Below are 21840 nucleotides of genomic sequence, written 5' to 3'. Positions count from 1 at the left end.
TCCAGTCGATGAAGCCGGCTCCCGGCTGCGAGGTTGATGATGGATTCACGCCTTGACTGTGTGGTGATCGGCTACAACGATCCACCGCTGTCATTTCACGAACACCGCCTCATGGAGATGGACGAGGCGGCGCCGGAGCGCAGAGTCTTCATGCGCGAGCACCTGATGGTGGAAGGCGTCCGCCGGGCTCCGATGGACATCGTCAACCACTACGCCCGGCAGCAGCCCGGGATCGGGCCGGATCCGTACTACCACGTCGGCGAGGTGCCCAACCTCGCGGCCGTGTACCTCGCGAGCTTCCTGCGGCGGCGGGGCTTCACCGCGGAGTACGTGAGCCTGTTCCGGCCGGAGCGGGCGCGGCTGGAGGAGCTTCTGGAGCGGCGCCGCCCCGGGTCGTCGCGGTCACCACGACGTTCTATCTCATGCCGTGGCCGGTCCAGGAGATCTGCCAGTTCGTGCGCGAGCGCAGCCCGGACACGCACATCGTGGTCGGCGGCCCGCTTGTCGACAATCTCACCGTGGACCTGACCGCCGAGGTGCTGTTCGACATCTTCGCGTGGGTCGGCGCCGACTCCTACGTCAAGGAGTCGCAGGGCGAGGCGACCCTCGAACGGCTCGTCGGCGCGCTGCGCGAAGGCAAGGACGTCGCGCGGGTGCCCAACCTGTACCTGCCCTCCGCGGACGGCTTCCAGTTCACCGGCGCCCGGCCGGAGGCGAACAGCCTGGACGAGTGCGCCATCGACTGGAGCCTCTACGACGGAGGGCTGCTGGGACCGACCGTCCAGACCCGGACGGCCCGCAGCTGCGCGTTCAAATGCAGCTTCTGCGACTTTCCGATCCGCGCCGGCGCGCTGAGCGTGGCCAGCGTCGAGGCGGTCGAACGGGAGCTGCGCCAGCTGCACGCGCACGGCGTGCGCAACCTGGTGTTCGTCGATGACACGTTCAACGTCCCGATCGGCCGGTTCAAAGAGCTGTGCCGCATGATGATCCGCAACGACTTCGACTTCGAGTGGTACTCCTTCTTCCGCTGTTCCGCCGCCCGAGACGTGGAGATCTACGACCTGATGCGCGACAGCGGCTGCCGTGCGGTCTTCCTCGGCATCGAAAGCGGCGACGATGTGGTGCTGCGAAACATGGTGAAGTCCAGTCACGGCGACCAGTACCGCTTCGGCATCGAGCAGATGCACGCGCGGGGCATCGCCACGTTCGCCTCGTTCATCTGTGGCTTCCCGGGCGAGACCGAGCAGTCGGTACGAAACACTGTCCGGTTCATCAACGAGGTGCAGCCGACGTTCTACCGCGCGGAGCTATGGTTCTACAACCACCGCTCGCCGGTACACGCACAGGCGCAGACGTACCGCCTCACCGGCCGCGGCTACGAGTGGGCCCACGCGACGATGAACTCCCACCAGGCGGCGCAGGCGGCGGACGAGCTCTTCCGCGACGTCACCGGGTCGGTCTGGATGCCCGGCTACAACTACGACTTCTGGGCAGTGCCGTACCTGATCGGCAAGGGACTGACGATGGCGCAGGTCGTCGAGTTCCACCAGATCATCAGCGATCTGATCCCCTTCAACGCGGCCGCGCCCGCGACACCGGCCGACGCGGCACTGCGGGACAGACGCGTCGCGGCCCTGGCGGACTGGTTCGGTGGGGTGCGGCTGGCACCGCCGGCGTACCAGATGCCGCTCGACGACGGCGTGCCGGCGCGTTCCTAAGCCGTCCGGGCCGCGCCGGTGAGCAGCTGCACCAGCTCGTCGAGGCGGGCGTCGACGGTGTCCCGGTCCCACAGGTCCGTCGCGTACTCCAGGTCCAGGACGAGCTCGCGGTCCCCCTCGGTCACGAAGAGGGTCAACTCGTACCGGCTGACGTCCGCCGTCACCCGCCACGGCTCGGTCGCGCAGCCGGCCAGCTCCAGCGCCTGCTGCGTGGGATGCACCCACTGGACCGTCGTCTGGAAGACCGGCATGCGGGTGTAGCTGCGCCGGGCTCGGGACACCCGCACGATGTCGCTGAAGGGCAGGTGCTGGTGCTCGTACGCGCCCAGCAGCACGTCGCGCACGTGCCGGACGAGCTCGGGGAAGGTCCCGCCGTCGCCGGCGTCGATCCGCAGCGGCACGAAGTTGGCGAAGCATCCGATCGTGGCCCGCAGCGCCTCGGAAGGGCGGTTGTCCACGAGCGTGCCGAGCACGACGTCCCGCTGCCCGCTCCACCGGCCGAGCACCCGCGACCAGGCGGCCGTGACCGTCATGAACGTCGTCGCGCGGCAGTCGCGGGACAGCTCGACCAGGCCCCGGGTGACCTCGGCCGGCACCGACCGGCGGCAGGAGGCCACCGCGAGGTTCGCCCGGTCCGCGCCCTTCGTGGGCGGCACGCGCAGCTCCGCCATGCCGTCCAGCCGCCGCCGCCAGTACTCACGGGCGGCACCGGCCGCGGCGCTGTCCAGCCACTCGCGCTCCCACGACACGTACTCCGCGTACAGCCCTCCGGCCGGCTCGGCTGTCGGGTGCCGGCCGGCGACGGCCGCCGCGTACCGCGCGCTCAGCTCGCGGTGGAACACGCCCATCGAGACGCCGTCGGTGACGAGGTGGTGCAGGGTGTACGCCAGCACGTGGTCGTCGGCCCCGATGCGGATGAGCAGTGCTCGCAGCAGCGGCGGGGTCGCGATGTCGAAGCGCCGGGCCGCCGCCTCGCGGGCCAGTCGCAGGGCCTCGGCGGGACGGCGCGGCGGCGGGACGTGGTCGAGCGCGACGAGCGGCAGCTCCACCTCCGCCTCGGCGGCCACCCGCTGCTCGGGAAGGTCGTCCACCACCTCGAATCCGGTGCGCAGGCTGGGGTGCCGGGCGACGGTGTCACGCAGGGCCGTGTGCAGCGCGGCGACGTCGAGCGGTCCCCGCACGCGGTGGGCGAACGCGCTGTTGAAGTCGTCGGCCGCGCCCAGGGTCCACTGCTCGTTGAGCCAGATCTGCAGCTGTGCCATGGATGCCGGTGCCCGCTCGGCCGACGGGATCGCGGCCGGGACCTCGCGGGCCGACCGGACGGTCGGTGACGCGGCGGCGAGCGTCGCGGCCAGGTCGCGCACGGTCGGGTTGACGAAGATGTCCCGGACGCCCACGGCCACGCCGAGCTGTTCGCTCAGCTGCTGGGCGGCGTGTGCCGCGACCATCGACCGGCCGCCGATGGCGAAGAAGTCGTCATCCGCGGCGATGCCGGGGCGGGACAGCAGCTTTTCCCATACGCCGGCGATCAATCGCTCCAGTGTGGACAGCGGCGGCGGTACCGGACGGGCCCCGTCGAGCGGCGCGGCGGTGGCGATCGCGGGGATCTGCGCGCGGGGCAGGCGGGACTCCAGGAACGAGCGCACGCCGGCCGCGCTCGCCGGCCGCGCCGGGTCCTCGGGCGTCACGTACAGCACGGGCCGACCCCCGCCGAGGTCGACCGTCGCCTCCCGGACCGCGGGATGCTCCCGGGCGAGGGCTTCGAGCTCTTCCAGCTGGGTGTCGAGCTGGCCCAGCCGGATCCGGCGGCTCAGCAGCCCGAGGTCTTCGACGCCGCCGCCGGCGCACCGGCGAGCCGCGCGGCCTGTGGCGACCGGGACGCCGCCCGGCACCCGCTCGTGCAGCTCGCCTACGGCACCGACCGGCGTCACGTTGCCGTCGCGGTCCAGCACCAGCCGGCTCGCGTCGCGGACGGCGTCCACTTCGGACCGCTCCAGCATCCGCAGGGAGGCGACCGTCGCGCCGGGATCAGCGGCGGCCTCCCGGACCAGGCGCGCGTAGTGGCGCATCATCCGGTCGACGGTGGCGGGCTCGAACAGGCCGGTGTCGTACTCGGCCCACATGGTCCATCCGTCGCCGTCGAAGACGTGCTCGACCATCAGGTCGAAGCGCGCGCGGGTGCGCGGGATCTCGATGACGGTGGCCTCCACGTCACCGAAGTCGACCCGCGCGTAGTCGCGGTCCCACACGGTGCAGACGAGCTGGACCAGCGGAGGGTGGCTGGGGTCACGGCTGGGCGCGGCGACCTCGACGACCTTCTCGAAGGGTACGAAGGCGTGGTCGAGCGCGTCGAAGACGGCGTCGCAGGCGCCGTCCAGCAGCGCGCGCACGGTGAGCGCGCCGCCGGTCCGCAGCCGCAGCGGCACCAGGTTGGCGAAGAGCCCGACCGTTTCGCTGTGCCGGACCGGCCGCGGGTCGGTGCCGGTGCCGACGAGCACGTCGGTGCGGCCGGCGTACCGGTACACCAGGGCGGCGAACAGGGAGGTCAGTACGGCGAGCCGGCTGCCGCCGGCCGAGGCGGTCAGCGTGGCCAGCGCGCCGCGTGTGCGGTCGTCGACCCGGTGCTCGTCCCGCCGTCCGGCGTGGCCGCGTCGCGGCGGCCGGGGGTGGTCGGGCGGCAACTCGGCCACGGTTGGCGCACCGGCGAGGTTTTCGCGCCAGTAGGCCAGCTCCGCGTCCCACGCGTCGGCCTGCTCGGTGGCGCGCTGGGCGCGGGCGAAGTCGAGATAGCGGGCCGGGAGCGCGCGTTCGGTGGTCGGCCCCTCGCTGTAGCTTTCGGCCAGGTGGCGCAGGACCAGTCGCAGCGACGGGCCGTCGCAGACGATGTGGTGCATGGCCAGCAGCAGCACGTGGTCGTCCGGGCCGAGCCGGAGCAGCCAGAAGCGGGTCAGGGGCCCGTCCGCCACGTCGAACGGCGCCTCCGCGCGCCGCTTCGCCAGTGCTGACAGCTCGCTGTGCCGGGCAGGCTCCGGCAGGTGGGACAGGTCGATCAGGTCGCTGGCGAGGGATATCCGGTACGGGTTGGAGACCGCCTGAACGGGCTCGCCGTCGCGCAGGGGGAAGGTGGTCCGCAACGCGTCGTTGCGCTCGACCACCGCCTCCAGAGCCCGCTCGAGGCGCGCGATCACCAGCGGGCCGCGCATGCGCAGCGCGCACACCTCGTTGTACAGCCCGGTGCCTGCCGCGCCTTGCTCGGCCAGCCAGATCTGCCGCTGCTGGAACGAAAGGGGTCCTTGCCGCTCGCTAGGCATTCGCCGGCTGGGCGTCGATCGCCGTGGCGATACCGGCGATGGTCGGGTTTTCGAAGAACTCCTGCGGGGTCAGCACGACGCCGAAGGAGGAACGAACCCGCGACAGCACGCGCAGCACCTGCAGGCTGTTTCCGCCCAGCGCGAACAGGTCTTCGTCGACCCGCGCTCCCGCGACGCCCAGGATCTCCTCGACGATCTCCGCGACGGCTTGCTGCGTCGGTGTGCGGTCGCCGGCGGCCGCGGGCGGCGCGCTCGGGGCGGGAGCGACCGCGGCGGTCAGCGCCACGATGTCGACCTTGCCGCTGGCCGTGGTGGGGATGGCCGGCACCAGGACGATCTCGCTCGGCACCATGTACGCCGGCAGCCAGGCCGCGGTGAAGCTGCGGACGTCGTCGGGTGTCGCGCCGTTGTCGGCCACGATGTAGCCGGTCAGTCGCGCGTCACCCGTGCCGTCGGGTGTGCACACCGCCACCGCTCGCGACACGTCGGGGTGCCGGGCGATGACCTGCTCGACCTCGCCGAGCTCGACGCGCATGCCGCGGACCTTGACCTGGCGGTCCACCCGCCCGACGTAGCGCAGGTCGCCGGATTCGAGCCACTGCACCAGGTCGCCCGTGCGGTACAGGCGGTCGCCGGGGGTGCGGCCCATCGGGTCGGGCAGGAAAAGGCTCGCGGTGAGCGCTGGCTGGGCCAGGTAGCCACGGGCCACGCCGGGACCGCCCACGTACAGCTCGCCGGTCACGCCGACGGGTACCGGCCGCATCCGCTCGTCCAGTGCGTACGCGCGGTGGTTGGCCAGCGGCAGCCCGATCGGCGGGGACGTTTCCCACTGTCCGGTGCAGACCTTCGCCACAACCTCCACCGTGGCCTCGGCCGGCCCGTACCCGTTGATGAAACGCCGGCCCGGCGACCACCTGTTGGTCAGCTCGCCGGAGAAGGGCTCGCCGCCGATGGACATCACGCGCAGGTCCGGCAGCGCGTCCGGGTCCAGCACCTCCAGCAGGCTCGGCGTGGTCATGATGGTCGTCACGCCGTTTTCCCGCATGAGGTGTTGCAGCGCCCCCGGCGTCATCTTCGTCTGGTCGCCGGCGATGTGGACGCTGGCGCCGACGAGCAGCGCCCCGAAGACCTCGAAGACCGATACGTCGAACCACAGGGCGGCGGCGTGCAAGATGCGGTCCTGCTCCGACAGCTCGAAGAACTCGCGGACCATCTCGACGAAGTGGACCAGCGAGCCGTGCTCGACCAGCACGCCCTTGGGGGTGCCGGTGCTCCCCGAGGTGTAGATGACGTACGCCAGGTGCCGCGGGGACAGGCGCACCTCGGGCAGCCGCACCGGCTCCCCGGCGCCGGCAAGCTCGTCCAGCGCGACCGTGTGCCGGCCCTCGCCGGGCAGACCGGCGACCAGGTGCGAGCTTGTCAGCACCACGTCGACGCCGGCGTCGTCCAGTACGACGGCCATCCGCTTCACCGGAAGGCTCGGGTCGACGCACACGTAGGCACCGCCGGCCTTCAGCGTGCCGAGCATGGCGACGACCACGTCGATGGAGCGCTCGTGCACGACGGCGCACCGGTCTTCCGGGCGCACCCCGAGAGCGAGCAGGTGCGCGGCGATCGCGTCGCTGCGCCGGTCCAGGTCGGCGTAGGTCAGCGTGCGGCCCTGGTCGTCAGCGACCGCGAGCCGGTCGGGGTGCCGTCTGGCCTGCTCGCCGAACACCTCCGGCACGGTGCGAGCGGCGATCGGACGGACCGGGCCGTCGCTGGGCAGGTCACCGGCGATTCTCGTGTTCTGCTCGGTGCTGTGCATCATCATGCCGTCCCGTGGTCGGGGTGCTCGTCCATCCAACGCCGAAGGCTGAGCGGGCGCATGTCGGTCCACACCTCGTCGATGTACGAGAGGCACTCCTCACGGCTGCCCGCCTTGCCGGCCGCGCGCCAGCCCGCCGGCAGATCGCGGTCGGACCACCAGATCGAGTACTGCTCCTCGTCGTTGCACACCACGAGCCATTCCTCGGTGGATGTCACATCGGACATGAAGCACCCCCACAGGTCGGTGTGAGTCTGCGGAATCGCAAAGACCATCGTCGTTGCGTGACCTGGGTTGGTCAATGCGTCACGAAGTGACGACGCCACCGAGGACGAGCGCCTCGCGCAGGGTCCCGGCCACCAGCGGCCACGCGGCGGCCAGGTCGGCGCGATGGTGGGTGCCGCCGTCGTAAAGGACGCAGGCGGCGCCGACGGCACGGGCCGCGGCGAGGTCGTCGAGCGCGTCGCCGATCACCAGCACGTGGGCCGACGCGACGCCGAGCGAACGGAGGTGCGCGGCGAGAAACCCCGCCTTCGGACCGCCGCCGGGGCGGACTCGTCCCTCCACCTTGGATAGATACGGCTCGAGGTCATGCCGGCGGACCGCGCCGAGCAGGAGGTCGTGCCGCCACATGGACAGGATCGACTGGGTCAGACCCGCTTCACGTGCCAGCCGCAGCGCCTCGACGCCGTCGCGGGCCAAGCCGATGTCGTCAAGCTGCGCATTGTAGCGCTCGTGGTAACAGGCTTCCAGCGTGTGCCACTCCGCCTCGGTGAGCGGGCGGCCAACCAGCCGTTCATAGAAGACCTTCCATGGCCGCGTGTAGTGGTCGCGGAACGTCGCGGCCCGCACCGGGGTCAGCCCGAGCTGTGCCAGCGCGGCGTTTACCGAAGCCAGGACCGCCGCGGCGTCGTCCCAGAGTGTGCTATTCCAGTCCCACACGAGATGGCGTATCCTCGCGTGGTTTCCGCGTGCCGAACGCCCGGCCATGCCGCGAATTGTATGGGCTCCGGGCCGTGCCGCGGCTCCTCAGTTGACGCATTGACCGGCGCAAGTGCGACTTCTATAGTCCGCTCACATACGCCTTCGCGGCAGGATTCCCGCGCAGGCGCCACATCGCCGCGAGCCTGTGGAGGAGGCGCAAAATGACCCTGCCTGTCACGCGCCTCGCGGCGGCGGACGGTCCGCACTTGCACCATCCGCCGGAGTGGCCGGTGTACCAGGACGCCACCATCGCGGCGGTCGGCCGGCTGCTGCGGCAGGGCCGCTCGTTCGACTACGGGTACGGTGACGAGCTCGCCGCGCTCGAGTCGGAGTTCGCCCGCTACCACGGCCGTGCGCACGCGCTGGCGCTCAACTCCGGCACCGCGGCGTTGCTGGCGGCCTACTTCGCGCTCGGCGTCGAGGAAGGCGACGAGGTCGTCGGCCCGGTGTTCACGTTCTTCGCCACGGTGACCCCGCTGTTCCTGCTCGGCGCGGTGCCGGTGCTCGTGGACTCGGCGCCCGGCACCGGAAACGTCGACGTCGAGCAACTCTTCGCCGCGCGCACCGAGCGCACCAAGGCCCTCGTGGTGACCCACCTCTGGGGAAACCCCTGCCCGATGGACGACATCGTGGCCCGCGCCCGCGCGCACGGGCTCCCGCTCGTGGAGGACTGCTCGCACGCGCACGGCGCGACGTACCAGGGGCGCAAGGTCGGCTCGCACGCGGACATCGCGGTCTTCAGCATCGGCGGCCACAAGGCCATTTCCGGCGGCCTCGGCGGCGTACTGCTCACCGACGACGCCGACCTCTACGCGCGCGCCTGCCTGTTCGCCAACTTCCGGCACCGGACCGATCTCACCATCGCCGACCCGGCCTACGCGCCGTTTCTCGACACCGGCCTGGGCGGCAACTTCCGGATCAGCCCGATCGCCGCGCTCCTCGCGCTGGAGCACCTTCGCGGCCTGGACACCATGGTGGCCAGGCGCCAGGCCAACATGGGCGCGCTGATCGGCGCGATCGCCGCGCTGCCGGGAGTGCGCGCGGTGCCGGTGGCGGCGGGCTCCAGCACCGGAGCGTGGTACGACGGCGTGGTCGAGATCGGCGAGGAGGCAGCCGTCGACCGCGACCGGCTCGTCCGCCTGCTGCGCGAGCGCGGCCTGAACGTGCGCGCACCCGCGACCCGCCCGCTGCACCACTACCCGCCCTTCCGCGGCGCGGCACCGGACTGGGCGCCGCGGTTGGCGCGCGCCGCACGCCGGGCGGCGCAGGTCAACAGCCGCGCCTTTCCGAGGGCACAGCACCTGTTCGAGCACTGGATGCGACTACCGGTCAACTTTCTTTACGAGGAGGGCAGCACGTTGCCGGAGCGGTACGCCGACGCGTTCGTCGACGCACTCGGCGGCCCGCGGTAGACCACCACAAGGCCGACACGGAAGGGCACCGGCCCATGACGGACGCCGTCGACGAGCGCGCGCTGCACGTGGTGTCGCCCGCCTCGCTGCGGACCTGGTTCCGCTTCTTCGTCCACGACCCGGGCGGCCTGGACCGCATCCAGCACGTCGGCGACGATCCGCGGCTGTCCCCGGACCGCCTGCTGCGCCGCCTGGAGACGACCGGAGCGCGGGTCGCGGTCTTCCACTCCAGCCACGAGACGCTGCTGCGCGACCGCGCGCTGGCCGACCGGCTGCGCGACCGCGGGTACCCGGCGTTCGCGCAGTCGCCCGAGGCGGCTCGGCTCGGCGTCGACAAGTTCGTGATGCGACGGTTCTTCCAGGAGTACGGGCTCAGTGCCCTGCCCTGGTGGCGACCGGATTCGCCGGAGGGGACGGCGGACAACCCGCTGGTGGTCGTCAAGGCCCGCTCCGGCACCCAGAGCCTCGGCACGCGTCTGGCCCGGCTGCGCGGCGCCGCGCTGGCCGGCGACGAGTTCTGCGAGCTGTACGCCGACGGCACCGAGTACTCGGTTCTGGTGTACCGCGACGCCGCCGGCGATGCCGTGCTCCCGCCGGTCTGGAAGGGTCCGACCAGCCCGGATCTCGTGCCGCCCTGGCGGCGCCTGCGCCTGTGCCCGAACCCGCTCGGCGGGGCGGAGCTGGACCGGCGGCTGCGCGAGTGGGGCCTGCGCACGGCCGTCGCCGCCCGGGTGTGCGGCTGGGTCGAGGTCGAGCTGCTGGTGACCGGCGACGGCACGGTACACGTGTTGGAGATCAACCCGCGCGTGTCCGGGACGATGCGCATCGCCGCGCTCGCGACCGGGATACCGCCGTTCAGCCTGCACCGCGAGCCGGCGCTGCGGGGAGACCTGGCGGCCGTCCGGCGCGCGGCCGAGGTGCCCTACAGCGGGCCGCCGATCGCCGATCCGGCACGGGCGACGTTCGGCACGTCCCGCCTGACAGTCGCCGCGGACAGCTACGCGGAGCTGGTCCGGATGCTCGGCGCCGCGGCCGAAGGGCAGGCCGGCGTGGTGCTGGCGTCGCTGGTGTCCACAGAGGAGAGCGGTCGGTCCGTGGCGGTGGCGGGTGGGCGGCGGTGAAGCACACGTTCGCCACCTGGCACGAGCTGGCCGCGGAGCGCACCGGCTTGGCGGTCGGCGTGGCACCTTCGCCCAAGTGGCTGTCGGCGTGGGGACTGCCCGACACGGTGGGCGGCGCCGGGACGTTCTGCGACATCGTGCTGGCGTCCCTCGCCGGTGTCGCCGCCGTCAAGGTGCAGACCCCGTTCTTCGAACGCTTCGGCGCGGAAGGGCTCGCGCTGCTGTCGTCGTTCTTCGCGGGCTGCGCCCAGCGCGGGACACTCACCGTCGCGGACGCGAAGCGGTGCGACACCGAGGACACGATGGCCTCGTACGCGGATCTCTACCTGGGTGAGCAGAGCGTGCTCGGGGCCGACGCGGTGACCGTCGCGCCGTACATCGGAGTCGACGCCACCGCACCGCTGTTCGAGGTCGCCCGGCAGCGGGGCTGCGCGGTCTTCGTGCTCGTCCGGACCAGCAACCACGAGTCGGCCGTCCAGCTCTCCCGCGACGAGGGCGGGCGCACCGTCAGCGAACAGGTCGCCGACCGGATCGCCGCGCACAACCGCACGCTCGCCACCGGCGGGCGGGCCGGCCCGGTCGCCGCGGTGGTGGGCGCGCCGCCGGAGGCCGCCGCCGCACTGCTGCGCCGAATGCCGGACACGGTGGTGTCGCTGCCCGGCCTCGGGCGGCCGGGCCGCACCGTCGACCAGTTCCGCACGGTGGTCGGCGACGAAGGCGGCCGGGTCGTGCTGCCCATCTCGTCCGGCGTGCTCGAAGCGGGACCGCACGGCCTCGCCGACCGCATCCGCCAGTGGCAGACCGTGCTGCGTCCCATGTGCCCACCGGGGAGAAGCCGATGAACGGTTCCGCCGTCCCGTTCGCCGGCACCGGGTACCACCCGTCCGGCCGCTTCCTGGCAGCCGGCGCACCACTGTGGACATTTGCGCCGTCGGTGGCGCCCCGCGGCACCGTGCTGGTGCTGCACCACCGGACCGGCCTGGACGGCTTCATGGCCGACGTGGTCGACCGCCTGACCGCCGGCGGCTTCGTCGCCGCCGTGCCCGACCTCTTCGCCGGCCAGCCCGCCGGCCTGGCACCGGAGGAGCGAAAGCGGCTGCTGCGCGACGACGCCGTTCTCGCGGTGCTGGCCGAGAGTGTCCGGCTGGCGGCGGTGGACGGCCTCCCCGTGGCGGCGCTCGGGTTCTGCATGGGCGGGCGGCTCGCCTTCCTCGCCGGCTCCGCCGGGATCGGCGTCGACCGGGCGTGCTGCTTCTACCCGGGCGAGATCGACCAGGCGTGGCACGCCGGCGTCACCCCGCTGGAACGCGTCGGCGCTGCTGCGGCCGCCACACAGCTGCACCGCGGCGCGCGGGACAGCAACGCGACGGCGGCCCAGTTCGACGCCGCGGTGACCGCGTTCGACAAGGCCGGCGCGTACCTGGAGGCGTGCACGTACGCCGGCGCCCGGCACGCCTTCGCCAACCCGTACGCGCCCGAGCGGCACCATCCCGTCGCCGCGTCGCGGGCCTGGGCGGGTGCGATGGCTTTCCTGCACGCGGGCGCGCCGGTGGTGATCGGGGCATGAGCGTACGAGAGCCGACACTGGTGCTCGTCAGCATCCTGGGCGCCGGCTTCAGCTACGGCCCCTGGCTCGCCGCGATCGGCCAGCGGTACCCGCGCCTGCTGCTCGATGTGGACGGTGTGCGCGGTCGCACCCTCGGCGACCTCGCGATCGAGCAGGTGGAGCTGCTGCGCGCCACCCGCGCGGGCGCGCCGCTCGTCTTCGCCGGCTGGTCCGCGGGCGGGGTGCTGGCGCACGAGATGGCGCGCGCCTGGTACGAGCGGCTCGGCGCCCTGCCGCCGGTGCTGATGATCGACTCAACCGCGCTGACGCCCCCGGACCCGGTGCCCGCCCACGAGCTGCTCAACGACTTCCTGCGCGATCTGGCCCTCAGCACCGGAATCCAGGCACCGGTCCTTGCCCCGGACGACGCCCGCGGCGCCCCGCGCGAGGTGTTCGCCGACGTGGTGGCCCGGCTGCGCCAGCAGGGCCGCGGGTACCAGCTCGACCTCGCCGACCTGATGGCGCGGTACGAGGCGTTCGACGAGGTCACCCGGCTGGTCCGCGAGCACGACCCGACCCCGTACCCCGGCCAGGTCTGCCTCGTCCAAGCCGCGCAGACCGACACCGAGGCGGCCGACTGGACGCCGCTGTGCGGCTCGCTGCGGGTGAGCGTCCTACCGGGAAACCACTACACAGTGCTTCGCGCGCAGCCTGAGCGGCTCGTCCTCCTCGGAGCCCGCCTCCTGGACGCGAGCGCGGCGGCGGCGAGGCCAACGCCCAGGGATGAGGTGGTGAGGTGACCGAGCAGTGCATCCACGACCGGGTACGCCAATGGGCGGCGCGGCGGCCGGACGCGGTCGCCCTTGTCGCCCATGACTACGAGCTGACGTACGGGCAGCTGGACGCGGCGGCCGACGCGCTGGCCGCCCAGCTTCGGCGGCACGGCGCCGGGCCGGAGCGTGCGGTCGGGCTGTCCGTGCCGCGCTCGCCGGGCTTCGTCGTCGCGGCGCTCGCCGTGCTGAAGACAGGCGGCTACCTCGTCCCGGTCGATCCGGCCTACCCCGAACACCGCCAGGACCTGATCGCGGCGGACGCGGCCGTACGGCTGATGGTGTGCGCACCGCAGTCGACGCTGCGCTGGCAGGAGGCCGGACTGCGGACGGTCGCGCTGCCGGAGGCGCACGAGCCGCAGCCGTCTCATGGGCCGGTCGGCGTCGCGCATCCGGACAGCCTGGCGTACGTCGTCTACACGTCCGGCTCCACCGGCGCGCCGAAGGGCGTGGCCGTCAGCCACCGCAGCGTGCTCAATCTCGCCGACGCGGATTCGCGGCTCCGCATCGGGCCGGCGGACACCGTCGCGCAGCTCGCCCCGACGGCCTTCGACGCCTCGGTCTTCGAGATCTGGTGCGCGCTGGGCAACGGGGCGCGGGTCGCCCTCATCGCGTGCGACGAGGTCTCGGTCGCCGCCATCGAACGCGACCTCGACGCGCACCGCCCCGACTGGCTGTTTCTCACCACCGGGCTGTTTCACACGCTGATGGAGCGCCGCCCGGCCGCGCTCGACAAGGTCGGTCACGTCATCACCGGCGGCGACGTGCTGTCACCCAAGCACATCCACGCCGCGGCGGACCGCTCGGCCGGCGACGTCTACGCGGCGTACGGCCCCACCGAGGCGACCGTGTTCAGCTCGCTGCACCACATCGAACGCCTCGCGCCCGAGGAGCGGGTGCCGCTCGGCACCTCCCTCAGTGGACGGACGATGACCGTGGTCGGCGAAGACCTGCGTCCGGTCCCGGCCGGAGAGACCGGCGAGATCTGCCTGGGTGGCGCCGGGCTCGCCCGCGGTTACCTCGGCCGGCCAGGCGCGTCCGCCGAACGCTTCGTGCCCGACCCGCTGTCGCCGGTACCCGGCCAGCGCCTCTACCGCACCGGCGACCTGGGGCGGTGCCGGCCGGACGGGACGTTCGAGTTCCTCGGGCGGATGGACCGCCAGGTGAAGATCCGGGGGTTCCGGGTGGAGCCCGGGGAGGTCGAGGCCTTCCTGGAGACGTGCGAGGGCGTGGCAACCGCGCTGGTGACGCCGGTGGAGATCCCGGGGGCGGACAAGCGCCTGGTGGCGTACGTGGTGCCGAGCCCCGAGACGGCCATCGGCGTCGCGGACCTGCGCGCGATGGCGGGCGAGCACCTGCCGGCCTACGCGCTGCCGTCGTACTACGTCATCGTCGAGGCACTCCCCCTCGACCCGAACGGCAAGGTCGACCGGCGGTCGCTGCCCAGCCCGTGGCGCTCGCGCGAACTGTTGGGGCTGGCAGCGTACGAAGCGCCGGCCAGCGGCGTCGAGGAGGCGGTCGCCACGGTGGTCGCGGAGTCGCTCGGGCTGGACCGGGTGGGGCGCGACGACGACTTCTTCGCGCTCGGCGGCACCTCGCTGCAGAGCGTGCAGGTGCTGGAGCGGCTGCGCGCCGTCCGGTACCCGGTGACCTCCCGCGAGTTCTTCGCGAACCCCACCGTCGCGAGCCTCGCCGGCCTCATCGCCGGCAAGCTGGCGAAGGCGTCGCGACCATGAAGATCACCTCGCCCGCACCCGACACGCCGGTGGACCTCGCCACCGTCGACCTGTTCGACCCCGACCGCTACCGGGACGGCTGCCAGCACGCCGTCTGGCGGTCGCTGCGCCGGCAGGCCCCGGTGTGGCGGCAACGCGCCGCGAACGGGTCCGACTTCTGGTCGGTCACCCGCCATGCGGACTGTGTACGGGTGCTGCGCGACACGGAGACGTTCAGCTCCGAGGACGGCACGATCCTGGCCTCGGTGGGCATCGGCGACAGCGCGGGCGGGCTCACCATCACGCTGATGGACCCGCCGCGGCACACGGACGTGCGCCGGCCCGCCATGCGCCTGCTCGGCAGGTCCGGCGTGCAGCGGCGGATGCAGCTGGTGAGCGACCGCGTGGCGCAGCTCGTGGCGCCCTTCGTCGCCGACGCCGGCGGCGACTTCGCGCTCATGGCCCGGCGCCTGCCCATGGCGATGTTCGGCGACCTGATGGGCGTGCCGGAAGAGCTGTGGGACGGCATCGCCTACTGGTCGACGGTGAGCATCGCGCCGGAAGACGCCGAGTACCGCGCGGGCCGCAGCGTCGAGGAGACCATGCGCAGCGCCCACCACGAGCTGTTCACGCTGCTGACCGAGGCGCTGCGCTACCGGCGCCGGCATCCCGGCGACGACCTGCTCACTGTGCTGCCGAGGCTGCGCCTGGACGGCCGGCCGATGAGTGACCGGCAGGTGATGCTGAACTGCTACAGCTACCTGCTCGGTGCCCACTCCACCTCGCCGCACGTCGCCGGGCACACCCTGATGGTTCTCATGCGACGGCCCGACCTGTGGGCCGCGGTGGCCGCCGACCCGGAGCTGATCGGTCCGCTCGTCGAGGAAGGCGTGCGGTGGGCCTCGCCGACACATCACCTGGTCCGCCGGGTCGCGCGGGACACTCAGCTCGGCGACGTGCCGATGGCCGAGGGCGACTGGGTGTGCGCGTGGGTCGCCTCGGCCAACCGCGACGAGGCGGTGTTCGACCGGCCGTACGAGTTTCTCCTCGACCGGCGCCCCAACCCGCATCTTGGTTTCGGCGCCGGGCCGCACTTCTGCATCGGTACCCCGCTCTCGCGCGTCGCGCTGACCCTCCTCTTCGGCCACCTGATCCGGCCCGGCGTCGAAGTCACCGCCGCGGGCGAGCCGGCACACCTCCGCTCCAACTGGATAAACGGCCTGACTCACATGCCGATCGCCTACCGAGAGCTGAACCATGCGAATCACACCGACTCTCGCTGACGACAGAGTCCCGCTGGACACCATCGACCTGTTCGACCCCGCCCGCTACGCCGCGGGCAGCCAGCACGCGGCGTGGCGCACCTTGCGCGAACAGGCGCCGGTGTGGCGGCAGGCTGGGCCGGACGGCCGTCCATTCTGGTCGGTGACCCGCTACGACGACGTGCTACGGGTCATCAAGGACCACCGGACCTTCAGCTCCGAGCACGGCACGATCCTCGCCGTGCTCGGCGGAGACCCGGCCGGCGGCCGCACGATCAACCTCATGGACCCGCCGCGGCACGGCGCGGTGCGGGTGCCGACGATGACCCTGCTCTCCACCGGCGCCATGCTTCGCCGCGAGCACGTCATCCGGGCACGCGTACGCGCGATGGTGCAGCCGCTCCTGGCCGGCGGCGAGCTCGACCTGGCCCGGCTGCTGCTGCCGCTGCCCCTGCTCGCCGTCGGCGACATCATCGGCATCCCGACCGAGTACTGGCAGGACATTCCACGGTGGACGATGGCGGGGGTGGCGCCCGCCGATCCGGCCTTCGCCGACGGCACGGTCGAGGAGACGCTGCAGTCGGCGCACCACGAGCTGTTCGCCATGTTTCACGCGCTCGTGCGGGAGCGGCGGGTGCGCCCGCAGCCCGATGTCATCACGAGCCTGCTCGGTGTCCAGATCGACGGCGCCCGGCTCCGCACCGAGGACGTCGTGCTCAACTGCTACAGCTTCGTGATGGGTGCCAACACGACCACGCCGCACGTGGCGAGCCAGCTGCTGCTCGCCTTCGCCGAGCGGCCTGACCTGTGGCGGGAGCTGCGGGCCGCGCCGGAGCTGGCGGACGACGCGGTCGAGGAAGGATTGCGCTGGAGCACACCGACCAACCATCTGGTCCGGCGGACGAACAAGGCGGTGACGATCGCCGGTACCGACATCGACGAGGGCGAGCTGATCTGCGCCTGGGTCGCGTCGGCCAACCGTGACGAGAGCCGCTTCGCCGACCCTTACCGCTTCGACCCGCGGCGTGCGCCGAACCCGCACCTGGCGCTGGGCAACGGCATCCACTTCTGCAACGGCGGCCCGGCCGCGCGCCTGGTGCTGCGCATCCTGCTGGAGGAGCTGCTGCCGCACGTCGCCGAGTTCGAGGTCAGCGGAGACGTCCGGCACCTGCGGTCGAACTTCATCAACGGGCTGACCAGCCTGCCGCTCCGCGTGCATCCGGACCGGACCGGGAGTGGACGATGAGCGGCTGGTTCATCCGGGCGTTGCCCGGCGGCGACGATCCGCTCCTGTTCGGGTTGCCGTACACGGGCATGGGTGCCTCGTCGTACCACGACTGGCCCGCGCAGGTCGGCGGCTTCCACCTGGTGCCGCTGCAACCGCCGGGGCGGGAAGGCCGGTTCCGGGAGGGGTGCACCAGTCGCACGCCGCGTTCGCCGAGGACCTCGTCGCGGCGATCGGGCCGTACACCGACCGGCGCTACGCCATCACGGCCCACTGTGGAGCGGTCCCCTACGCGCTGGAGACGGTCTGGCGCGTCCACTCGCTGGGTCTGGCACCGCCGGTGCGCCTGCTCGCCTCATCCTGGGGTGCACCGCAGCGCGGCCTCTACGGCAGGCTCAACCACATCGACCTGTCCACTCTGGACGGCATCGCCGAGGTGAAGGCGATGGGTGCGCGGCTGGGCCGGCCGGTGCCGGACGACCTGGCCGACCTGCTCGCCGACGTGCTGGAGGAGGAGCTGCGGATCCAGCGCGGCTACCACTACCGGGCCGAGAAACCGCTGCCATGCCCCGTCACGGTCGTCGGCTGGAGCGAAGACGACGTGGTGCCCGACCGCGAGGTGCACCAAGGGTGGGAGGAAGTCGCCAAGGTGCGGCACGAGACGCTCGACGGCCGGCACCGCGACTACCTGTCCTGTCCGCCCGCACTGCGCGAGGTGTTGCTGCGCGACCTGGAGGCCTGAGCGGTGCCGCTACGGCGTGCCGGGGCTGGTGATGTGCTCGCCCTGGCCCACCTTGTAAGACTCGGCCAGCCAGCCGCCGAACTCGTCGTCGAGCTCGTCGAGCGACACGACGCGGAAGCGGTTGACGAAAAGGCGCTTCGTATACGGCGTGGAGCGGCGGATCCGCGGATCCTGCACCTGCCGCTGCAGATCGATGTATCCGTCCAGCCACCTGGTGCCGGGGCTCGCGCCGGTAAACCCGCGCCGGCTGCCCTTCAGGGTGATCGCGGTCTTCGCCACGGCGTAGGTGAACGGCCCGCACGCCTCGGCAAGCTCGATGAATCGGTTGTACAGCGCGACAATCTCGGCGGGCTTGCCCTTCAGATGACGCTCCACAGTCCACTCATCGTCGTCCATGCGGCGATGGTACCGACCACTCTCGGCGAGAGGAATGGCTATGGACGGCGGATCCGACCACGCGTACGCCGCGAGCACCTGCGTCTGGGGAACGGCGCCTGAACCGCTGCTGGAGGAGATCGCGGGCGGGGAAAGCGTCGACGCGTGGCGGGTGCTGGACGCCGGCGCCGGCGAGGGGCGCAACACTGCCTATCTGGCTCGTCACGGCGCCACCGTAGACGCCATCGAGGTGTCCCGGCTGGCGGTCGAGAACGCCCGCACCACCTGGGGCGAGCTGCCCGGCGTCACCTGGAGTGTCGGCGACCTGCGCGAGGTCGCGCTGCCCGCCGCACACTACGACCTCGTCGTCCTCGACAGCGTGCTGCACTGGCTCGCCGACGCCACCGACGCCGACCGCGTCCTCGACCGGTTGCGCGCGGCGACCCGGCCGGGCGGCCGGCACCTGATGTGCGCCTTCGACGATCGGCACCAGGAGCTGGACGGCCATCCGGTGCCACCGCGCTTCATACCGGCACACGCCTGGTACGTGTCCCGCTACGACGGCTGGCACATCGAGATGGTCCGCACCGAGGAGATCGTCTCCGCACACCCGGGCGCGCCGCACCCCCACGCCCACTCGGTGACGAAACTTGTCGCGCGCCGACCAGCCTTGGATTGAACGGACCGGGCCGCGCTTCCCTGTCACGAATCCGACAGCCCATAGAGATCAGCCGCTATTGTGAGCGACCCCTACTGTGGTCATTCCGCTTTAGCATTGCCGCGGGCACAAACGGCCGATTCGGATTCGAAGATCCACAGGGGAATGTAGGGAGCACGGTGATAGGCAAGGCCCGCTGTTGAGCGATGGACAGCAGCGCCGCGCGCTGTGTATCGGCGTGGCCAAGTTCGGTCCGCCGAAGCGTGCGGAAGAGGGACCGACCACCGGGTGGTCGCCGCTGCCGTTCGCCCAGGCGCGCACTCGTGAGCTCGCGAAGACCCTCACCGCCCTCGGCTACCGCTGCACGTTGATCGACGGGAGTGTGCAGGCGGAAACGTTGGGCCGAACGGTCCAGGAGGCGATCCGCGAAAGCGGCGACACGGGTGTCCTGATCGTCCACATCCTCAGCCACGGCCACGTGACGCCGAGCGGTGCGCTGCAGGTCATCGGCGCCGACGGCGTAGGTCATCCGTTGACGGAGGTCGAGCGCTGGCTCCGCGACGTCGTGGACTATCGAGATCGCGCGCCGGTGACGCTCTTCCTGCTCGACATCTGTCATGCCGGCACGGCGGCACGCCACGGCTGGCAGATCGACAGAGTCGGCTCCACCGACCGGGCCTGGGTCATCGCCGCATGCGAGCCCGACTCGAGCGCCTACGGCGGCTATTTCACGAGCGCCACCGCGAACGTGCTGAGCGATCTGCTCCAAGGCGCTCTCGACATCGACTCCTCGTACCGCCATGCCCCACTGGCGACCGTCGCCCAACACATCCGCCGGGAGGTGACGCAGCTTTCCAACGCCGAACACGCTCTCCCGCAGGAAGTCATCGCCAGCCTCGTCGACATCAGTCGCGACCCGCCGGATCTCGCCTTCTTCCCCAACCCGCGGTTCGTGGAAAATCCGCGGCGGAAGGTGAGGGCGAAGATCGATCCCGGCATCACGCCGTTTCTCGACGACCTGGACGAAGCGCTGGACCCGGCGCACTTCGTGTGGCGTGCCTCTGGCCAGGCCGCGGGCGCGGAGGAGATGATCGGGTTCTTCAGCGGTCGCAGTCGTGAGCTGAAGATCCTCAGCCCGTGGGTCAACCTGCAGGACGAGGTGGGCCTGCGCGTCGTCACCGGTAGCCCCGGCGTGGGCAAGTCAGCGCTCATCGGCGTGCTTGTGTGCGCGGCGCACCCGCTGCTGCGCGAGCCGACCCAGGTCATCTGGGATCACGTCGAGCAGGCGCCGTACCGCAGCAGGCACATCGCGGCAGTGCACGCCCGCGAACGCGGACTTGAGCAGGTGGTGCGCTCGATCGCCCGCCAGCTGGGTCTCGCCGGGATCGCGGACGCGACGCCGTCCGCCGAAGGGCTCGTGGCGATGGTCGCCCGGATGCCCGAGCCTCCGGTCATCGTTGTCGACGCCCTCGACGAAGCGATAAACGGTACGGCGATCATGACGCAGCTGCTCCTGCCGATCAGCCGGATCGCACGCGCGGACGGCGAGCCGGTGCGCCTGCTCGTCGGGATGCGACCGTGGCGCGAGTTCGAAGAGCTGCGCCGGGCCGCCGAGGAGGGGAAGGGTCTGCTCGACCTGGACAGCGTGCCGGTCGTACGCCTGCGCCGCGACGTCCAGCAGTACGTCTCGCGGCTTCTGCTGCACGACCCGCGGTGGGACAACCTGGACGCCGAAGGGGCGGCGCACACTCTCGCCCGCGCGATAGCCGAAGCGCTGACCAGTGGCGAATCCGACCAGCAGTGGGGCGCGTTTCTCGTCGCCGGGCTGTTCACCCATCACGTGCTCAAGGCGTACCCGAACGCGCTGCACAGCCCCGATGAAGCCCGCAGCCTCGGCAACTCCATTCCACGGACCCTGCCGGAGGTGCTCGACCTCGACCTCCGGGTGCGCGGATCAAACCCCTGGCTGCGGCCGGTGCTTGCCGCACTCGCTCACGCGCGCGGCGACGGGATGCCGGCACAGCTCATCCGGCATGTCGCCACGGTCTTCAGCGAGGGAAAGCCGATCGCGGATGTGCAGGTCATCCTCCAGGCACTCGACGCGGCACGGTTCTATCTGCGGCACAGCGCGGAAGTGGACGGCACGGCGCGGTACCGGCTTTTCCATCAAGGCATGGCCGACCATCTGCGCCGTCCGGAGGATGCGAGCGGCGTCTTCGACATGCTGCTCACCTCGGTCCCGTCGACGCCGGTAGTGGCGGACCAGGGCGCGGCGGCGGTCCACCGGCACTGGCATCTGGCCGAGCCTTACGTCATGCGCCACATCGCCGAGCACGCCATCGATTCACATCGGGTCGACGACCTTCTCTGCGATGCCGTGTTTCTTTTGGAGGCGGAGCCGGCCACCGTCGTCGGCCTGGCCGGGTCCGCCTCCGGCGTGTCCGCGCGGCTCGCCGCGGCGGCGTATGTGAACGCGACACGGATCGGTGTGCCGGACGACCGGCAGGACCGCCGTCAGATGCTCGCGCTCGCCGCGGCGCGTACCGGTGCCAGCCGGCTCGCCTCAGACCTCGCCGTGCTCCCCGGGCGACCACCGCTGACGTGGAGGTTCCTCTGGGTGCACGAGGCCGGGCCCGGCGAGGCTCCGGTAACCGTGATCGCCGCCTTCACCAGCGGTAGCCGGCGCCTGCTGGCGAAGGGGTACGGCGACGGCGGCATCGAGGTCGTCCGGGCCGGCAACGGGCAGCGGGTCGCGAGAATGGCCTCGGCGGACGGGAAAGCGATCACCGCCATCGCCGGCGGCACCATCTGGGGCCGGCCCGTGATCGCGTCCGCGACCTATGACTCCACCGTCCGGGTCCGGTCGCTGGAAACGGGTGACACGATCGGCAGTCCCATCGTCGTGCACGCGACCATCCGTGCGCTTTCCTTCGCCGACCTGGGTGGACGGGCGGCCATCCTGATCGTGCCCGACTCCGGCTGGTCGACCTTGTGGGATGTGCAGACCTCCACCCGCCTGGCGGTGCTCGAACAGGGCGTGGCCGGGTCGGCGTCGGTTCGCGTTGGCGGCCACCTTGTCGAGTTGCACGACTTCGGAGAGGGAGGCGACCACCCGTGTGTCGTGGTCGACGGCG

Annotated in this window: 17 protein-coding genes; 12 read left to right on the top strand and 5 right to left on the bottom strand. The window is 71.8% G+C overall.

What is annotated here, in order from left to right; genetic code table 11:
• Positions 1-39: 39 nt before the first annotated feature.
• Both Phou_RS25365 and Phou_RS25360 read left to right on the top strand, forming a co-directional pair.
• Positions 40-528: a hypothetical protein gene (locus Phou_RS25365; protein WP_173059715.1), complete on the top strand. Its 489-nt coding sequence runs from the start codon at positions 40-42 to the stop codon at positions 526-528.
• Entirely contained in the window at positions 423-1718 is a 1296-nt protein-coding gene (locus Phou_RS25360) for a radical SAM protein (RefSeq protein ID WP_173059712.1), read from the top strand. Before Phou_RS25365 ends, Phou_RS25360 begins: the two co-directional genes overlap by 106 nt.
• Here Phou_RS25360 and Phou_RS25355 read toward each other — a convergent pair.
• From Phou_RS25355 to Phou_RS25340, 4 genes are all read right to left on the bottom strand, one after another.
• A complete protein-coding gene (locus Phou_RS25355; RefSeq protein WP_173059709.1) occupies positions 1715-5029 on the bottom strand; it encodes a condensation domain-containing protein in 3315 nt (1104 codons plus the stop codon). The genes Phou_RS25360 and Phou_RS25355 overlap by 4 nt on opposite strands.
• Positions 5022-6842, bottom strand: a complete 1821-nt coding sequence (locus tag Phou_RS25350; protein ID WP_173059706.1) for a non-ribosomal peptide synthetase — start codon at positions 6840-6842, stop codon at positions 5022-5024. The genes Phou_RS25355 and Phou_RS25350 overlap by 8 nt, the downstream gene beginning before the upstream one ends.
• Entirely contained in the window at positions 6839-7063 is a 225-nt protein-coding gene (locus Phou_RS25345; protein WP_173059703.1) for an MbtH family protein, read from the bottom strand. The genes Phou_RS25350 and Phou_RS25345 overlap by 4 nt, the downstream gene beginning before the upstream one ends.
• Positions 7064-7142: 79 nt before the next feature.
• On the bottom strand, positions 7143-7826 hold the full coding sequence (locus Phou_RS25340) for an HAD family hydrolase (RefSeq protein WP_173059700.1): 684 nt from the start codon (positions 7824-7826) through the stop codon (positions 7143-7145).
• A gap of 155 nt (positions 7827-7981) precedes the next feature.
• Between Phou_RS25340 and Phou_RS25335 the strand changes: the two genes are divergently transcribed.
• The 9 genes from Phou_RS25335 (at position 7982) to Phou_RS25295 (ending at position 17673) form a co-directional block, all read left to right on the top strand.
• The gene (locus Phou_RS25335; RefSeq protein WP_173059697.1) at positions 7982-9232 is read left to right on the top strand and encodes a DegT/DnrJ/EryC1/StrS aminotransferase family protein; all 1251 of its coding nucleotides are present in this window, start codon (positions 7982-7984) and stop codon (positions 9230-9232) included.
• 35 nt (positions 9233-9267) lie between these two features.
• Positions 9268-10353, top strand: a complete 1086-nt coding sequence (locus Phou_RS25330) for an ATP-grasp domain-containing protein (RefSeq protein ID WP_173059694.1) — start codon at positions 9268-9270, stop codon at positions 10351-10353.
• On the top strand, positions 10350-11195 hold the full coding sequence (pyrF, locus tag Phou_RS25325; RefSeq protein ID WP_173059691.1) for an orotidine-5'-phosphate decarboxylase: 846 nt from the start codon (positions 10350-10352) through the stop codon (positions 11193-11195). Before Phou_RS25330 ends, pyrF begins: the two co-directional genes overlap by 4 nt.
• Complete coding sequence (locus Phou_RS25320; protein WP_173059688.1) at positions 11192-11920, top strand: dienelactone hydrolase family protein; 729 nt, start codon at positions 11192-11194, stop codon at positions 11918-11920. Before pyrF ends, Phou_RS25320 begins: the two co-directional genes overlap by 4 nt.
• Entirely contained in the window at positions 11917-12699 is a 783-nt protein-coding gene (locus Phou_RS25315; RefSeq protein WP_173059685.1) for a thioesterase domain-containing protein, read from the top strand. Before Phou_RS25320 ends, Phou_RS25315 begins: the two co-directional genes overlap by 4 nt.
• Positions 12696-14465, top strand: a complete 1770-nt coding sequence (locus tag Phou_RS25310; RefSeq protein WP_173059682.1) for a non-ribosomal peptide synthetase — start codon at positions 12696-12698, stop codon at positions 14463-14465. The genes Phou_RS25315 and Phou_RS25310 overlap by 4 nt, the downstream gene beginning before the upstream one ends.
• Positions 14462-15727, top strand: a complete 1266-nt coding sequence (locus tag Phou_RS25305; RefSeq protein WP_173059679.1) for a cytochrome P450 — start codon at positions 14462-14464, stop codon at positions 15725-15727. The genes Phou_RS25310 and Phou_RS25305 overlap by 4 nt, the downstream gene beginning before the upstream one ends.
• Positions 15702-16952, top strand: a complete 1251-nt coding sequence (locus tag Phou_RS25300; RefSeq protein ID WP_173059676.1) for a cytochrome P450 — start codon at positions 15702-15704, stop codon at positions 16950-16952. The genes Phou_RS25305 and Phou_RS25300 overlap by 26 nt, the downstream gene beginning before the upstream one ends.
• A gap of 166 nt (positions 16953-17118) precedes the next feature.
• Positions 17119-17673, top strand: coding sequence for a thioesterase II family protein (locus tag Phou_RS25295; protein ID WP_218579195.1), 555 nt, complete (start codon positions 17119-17121; stop codon positions 17671-17673).
• A 9-nt stretch (positions 17674-17682) separates the two neighbouring features.
• Here Phou_RS25295 and Phou_RS25290 read toward each other — a convergent pair whose 3' ends face one another.
• Positions 17683-18069, bottom strand: coding sequence for a DUF5655 domain-containing protein (locus Phou_RS25290; protein ID WP_173059673.1), 387 nt, complete (start codon positions 18067-18069; stop codon positions 17683-17685).
• A 40-nt stretch (positions 18070-18109) separates the two neighbouring features.
• Here Phou_RS25290 and Phou_RS25285 point away from each other — a divergent pair, with 40 nt between their 5' ends.
• Positions 18110-18727 carry a methyltransferase domain-containing protein gene (locus Phou_RS25285; RefSeq protein WP_173059670.1) on the top strand — a complete coding sequence of 206 codons (618 nt, stop codon included), beginning with the start codon at positions 18110-18112 and terminating at the stop codon, positions 18725-18727.
• Positions 18728-21840: the final 3113 nt, after the last annotated feature.

Origin of the sequence: Phytohabitans houttuyneae (genome assembly GCF_011764425.1) — a bacterium.
Taxonomy (GTDB): Bacteria; Actinomycetota; Actinomycetes; order Mycobacteriales; family Micromonosporaceae; genus Phytohabitans; species Phytohabitans houttuyneae.
Note: the sequence above shows the minus strand (reverse complement) of the source record. Positions and strands in the feature narration are given on the sequence as shown.

Coding starts and splice junctions, on each gene's coding strand:
- Phou_RS25365 (WP_173059715.1), top strand. CDS start 40: ATGGATTCACGCCTTGACTGTGTGGTGATCGGCTACAACGATCCACCG.
- Phou_RS25360 (WP_173059712.1), top strand. CDS start 423: ATGCCGTGGCCGGTCCAGGAGATCTGCCAGTTCGTGCGCGAGCGCAGC.
- Phou_RS25355 (WP_173059709.1), bottom strand. CDS start 5,029: ATGCCTAGCGAGCGGCAAGGACCCCTTTCGTTCCAGCAGCGGCAGATC.
- Phou_RS25350 (WP_173059706.1), bottom strand. CDS start 6,842: ATGATGATGCACAGCACCGAGCAGAACACGAGAATCGCCGGTGACCTG.
- Phou_RS25345 (WP_173059703.1), bottom strand. CDS start 7,063: ATGTCCGATGTGACATCCACCGAGGAATGGCTCGTGGTGTGCAACGAC.
- Phou_RS25340 (WP_173059700.1), bottom strand. CDS start 7,826: ATGGCCGGGCGTTCGGCACGCGGAAACCACGCGAGGATACGCCATCTC.
- Phou_RS25335 (WP_173059697.1), top strand. CDS start 7,982: ATGACCCTGCCTGTCACGCGCCTCGCGGCGGCGGACGGTCCGCACTTG.
- Phou_RS25330 (WP_173059694.1), top strand. CDS start 9,268: ATGACGGACGCCGTCGACGAGCGCGCGCTGCACGTGGTGTCGCCCGCC.
- Phou_RS25320 (WP_173059688.1), top strand. CDS start 11,192: ATGAACGGTTCCGCCGTCCCGTTCGCCGGCACCGGGTACCACCCGTCC.
- Phou_RS25315 (WP_173059685.1), top strand. CDS start 11,917: ATGAGCGTACGAGAGCCGACACTGGTGCTCGTCAGCATCCTGGGCGCC.
- Phou_RS25305 (WP_173059679.1), top strand. CDS start 14,462: ATGAAGATCACCTCGCCCGCACCCGACACGCCGGTGGACCTCGCCACC.
- Phou_RS25300 (WP_173059676.1), top strand. CDS start 15,702: ATGCGAATCACACCGACTCTCGCTGACGACAGAGTCCCGCTGGACACC.
- Phou_RS25290 (WP_173059673.1), bottom strand. CDS start 18,069: ATGGACGACGATGAGTGGACTGTGGAGCGTCATCTGAAGGGCAAGCCC.
- Phou_RS25285 (WP_173059670.1), top strand. CDS start 18,110: ATGGACGGCGGATCCGACCACGCGTACGCCGCGAGCACCTGCGTCTGG.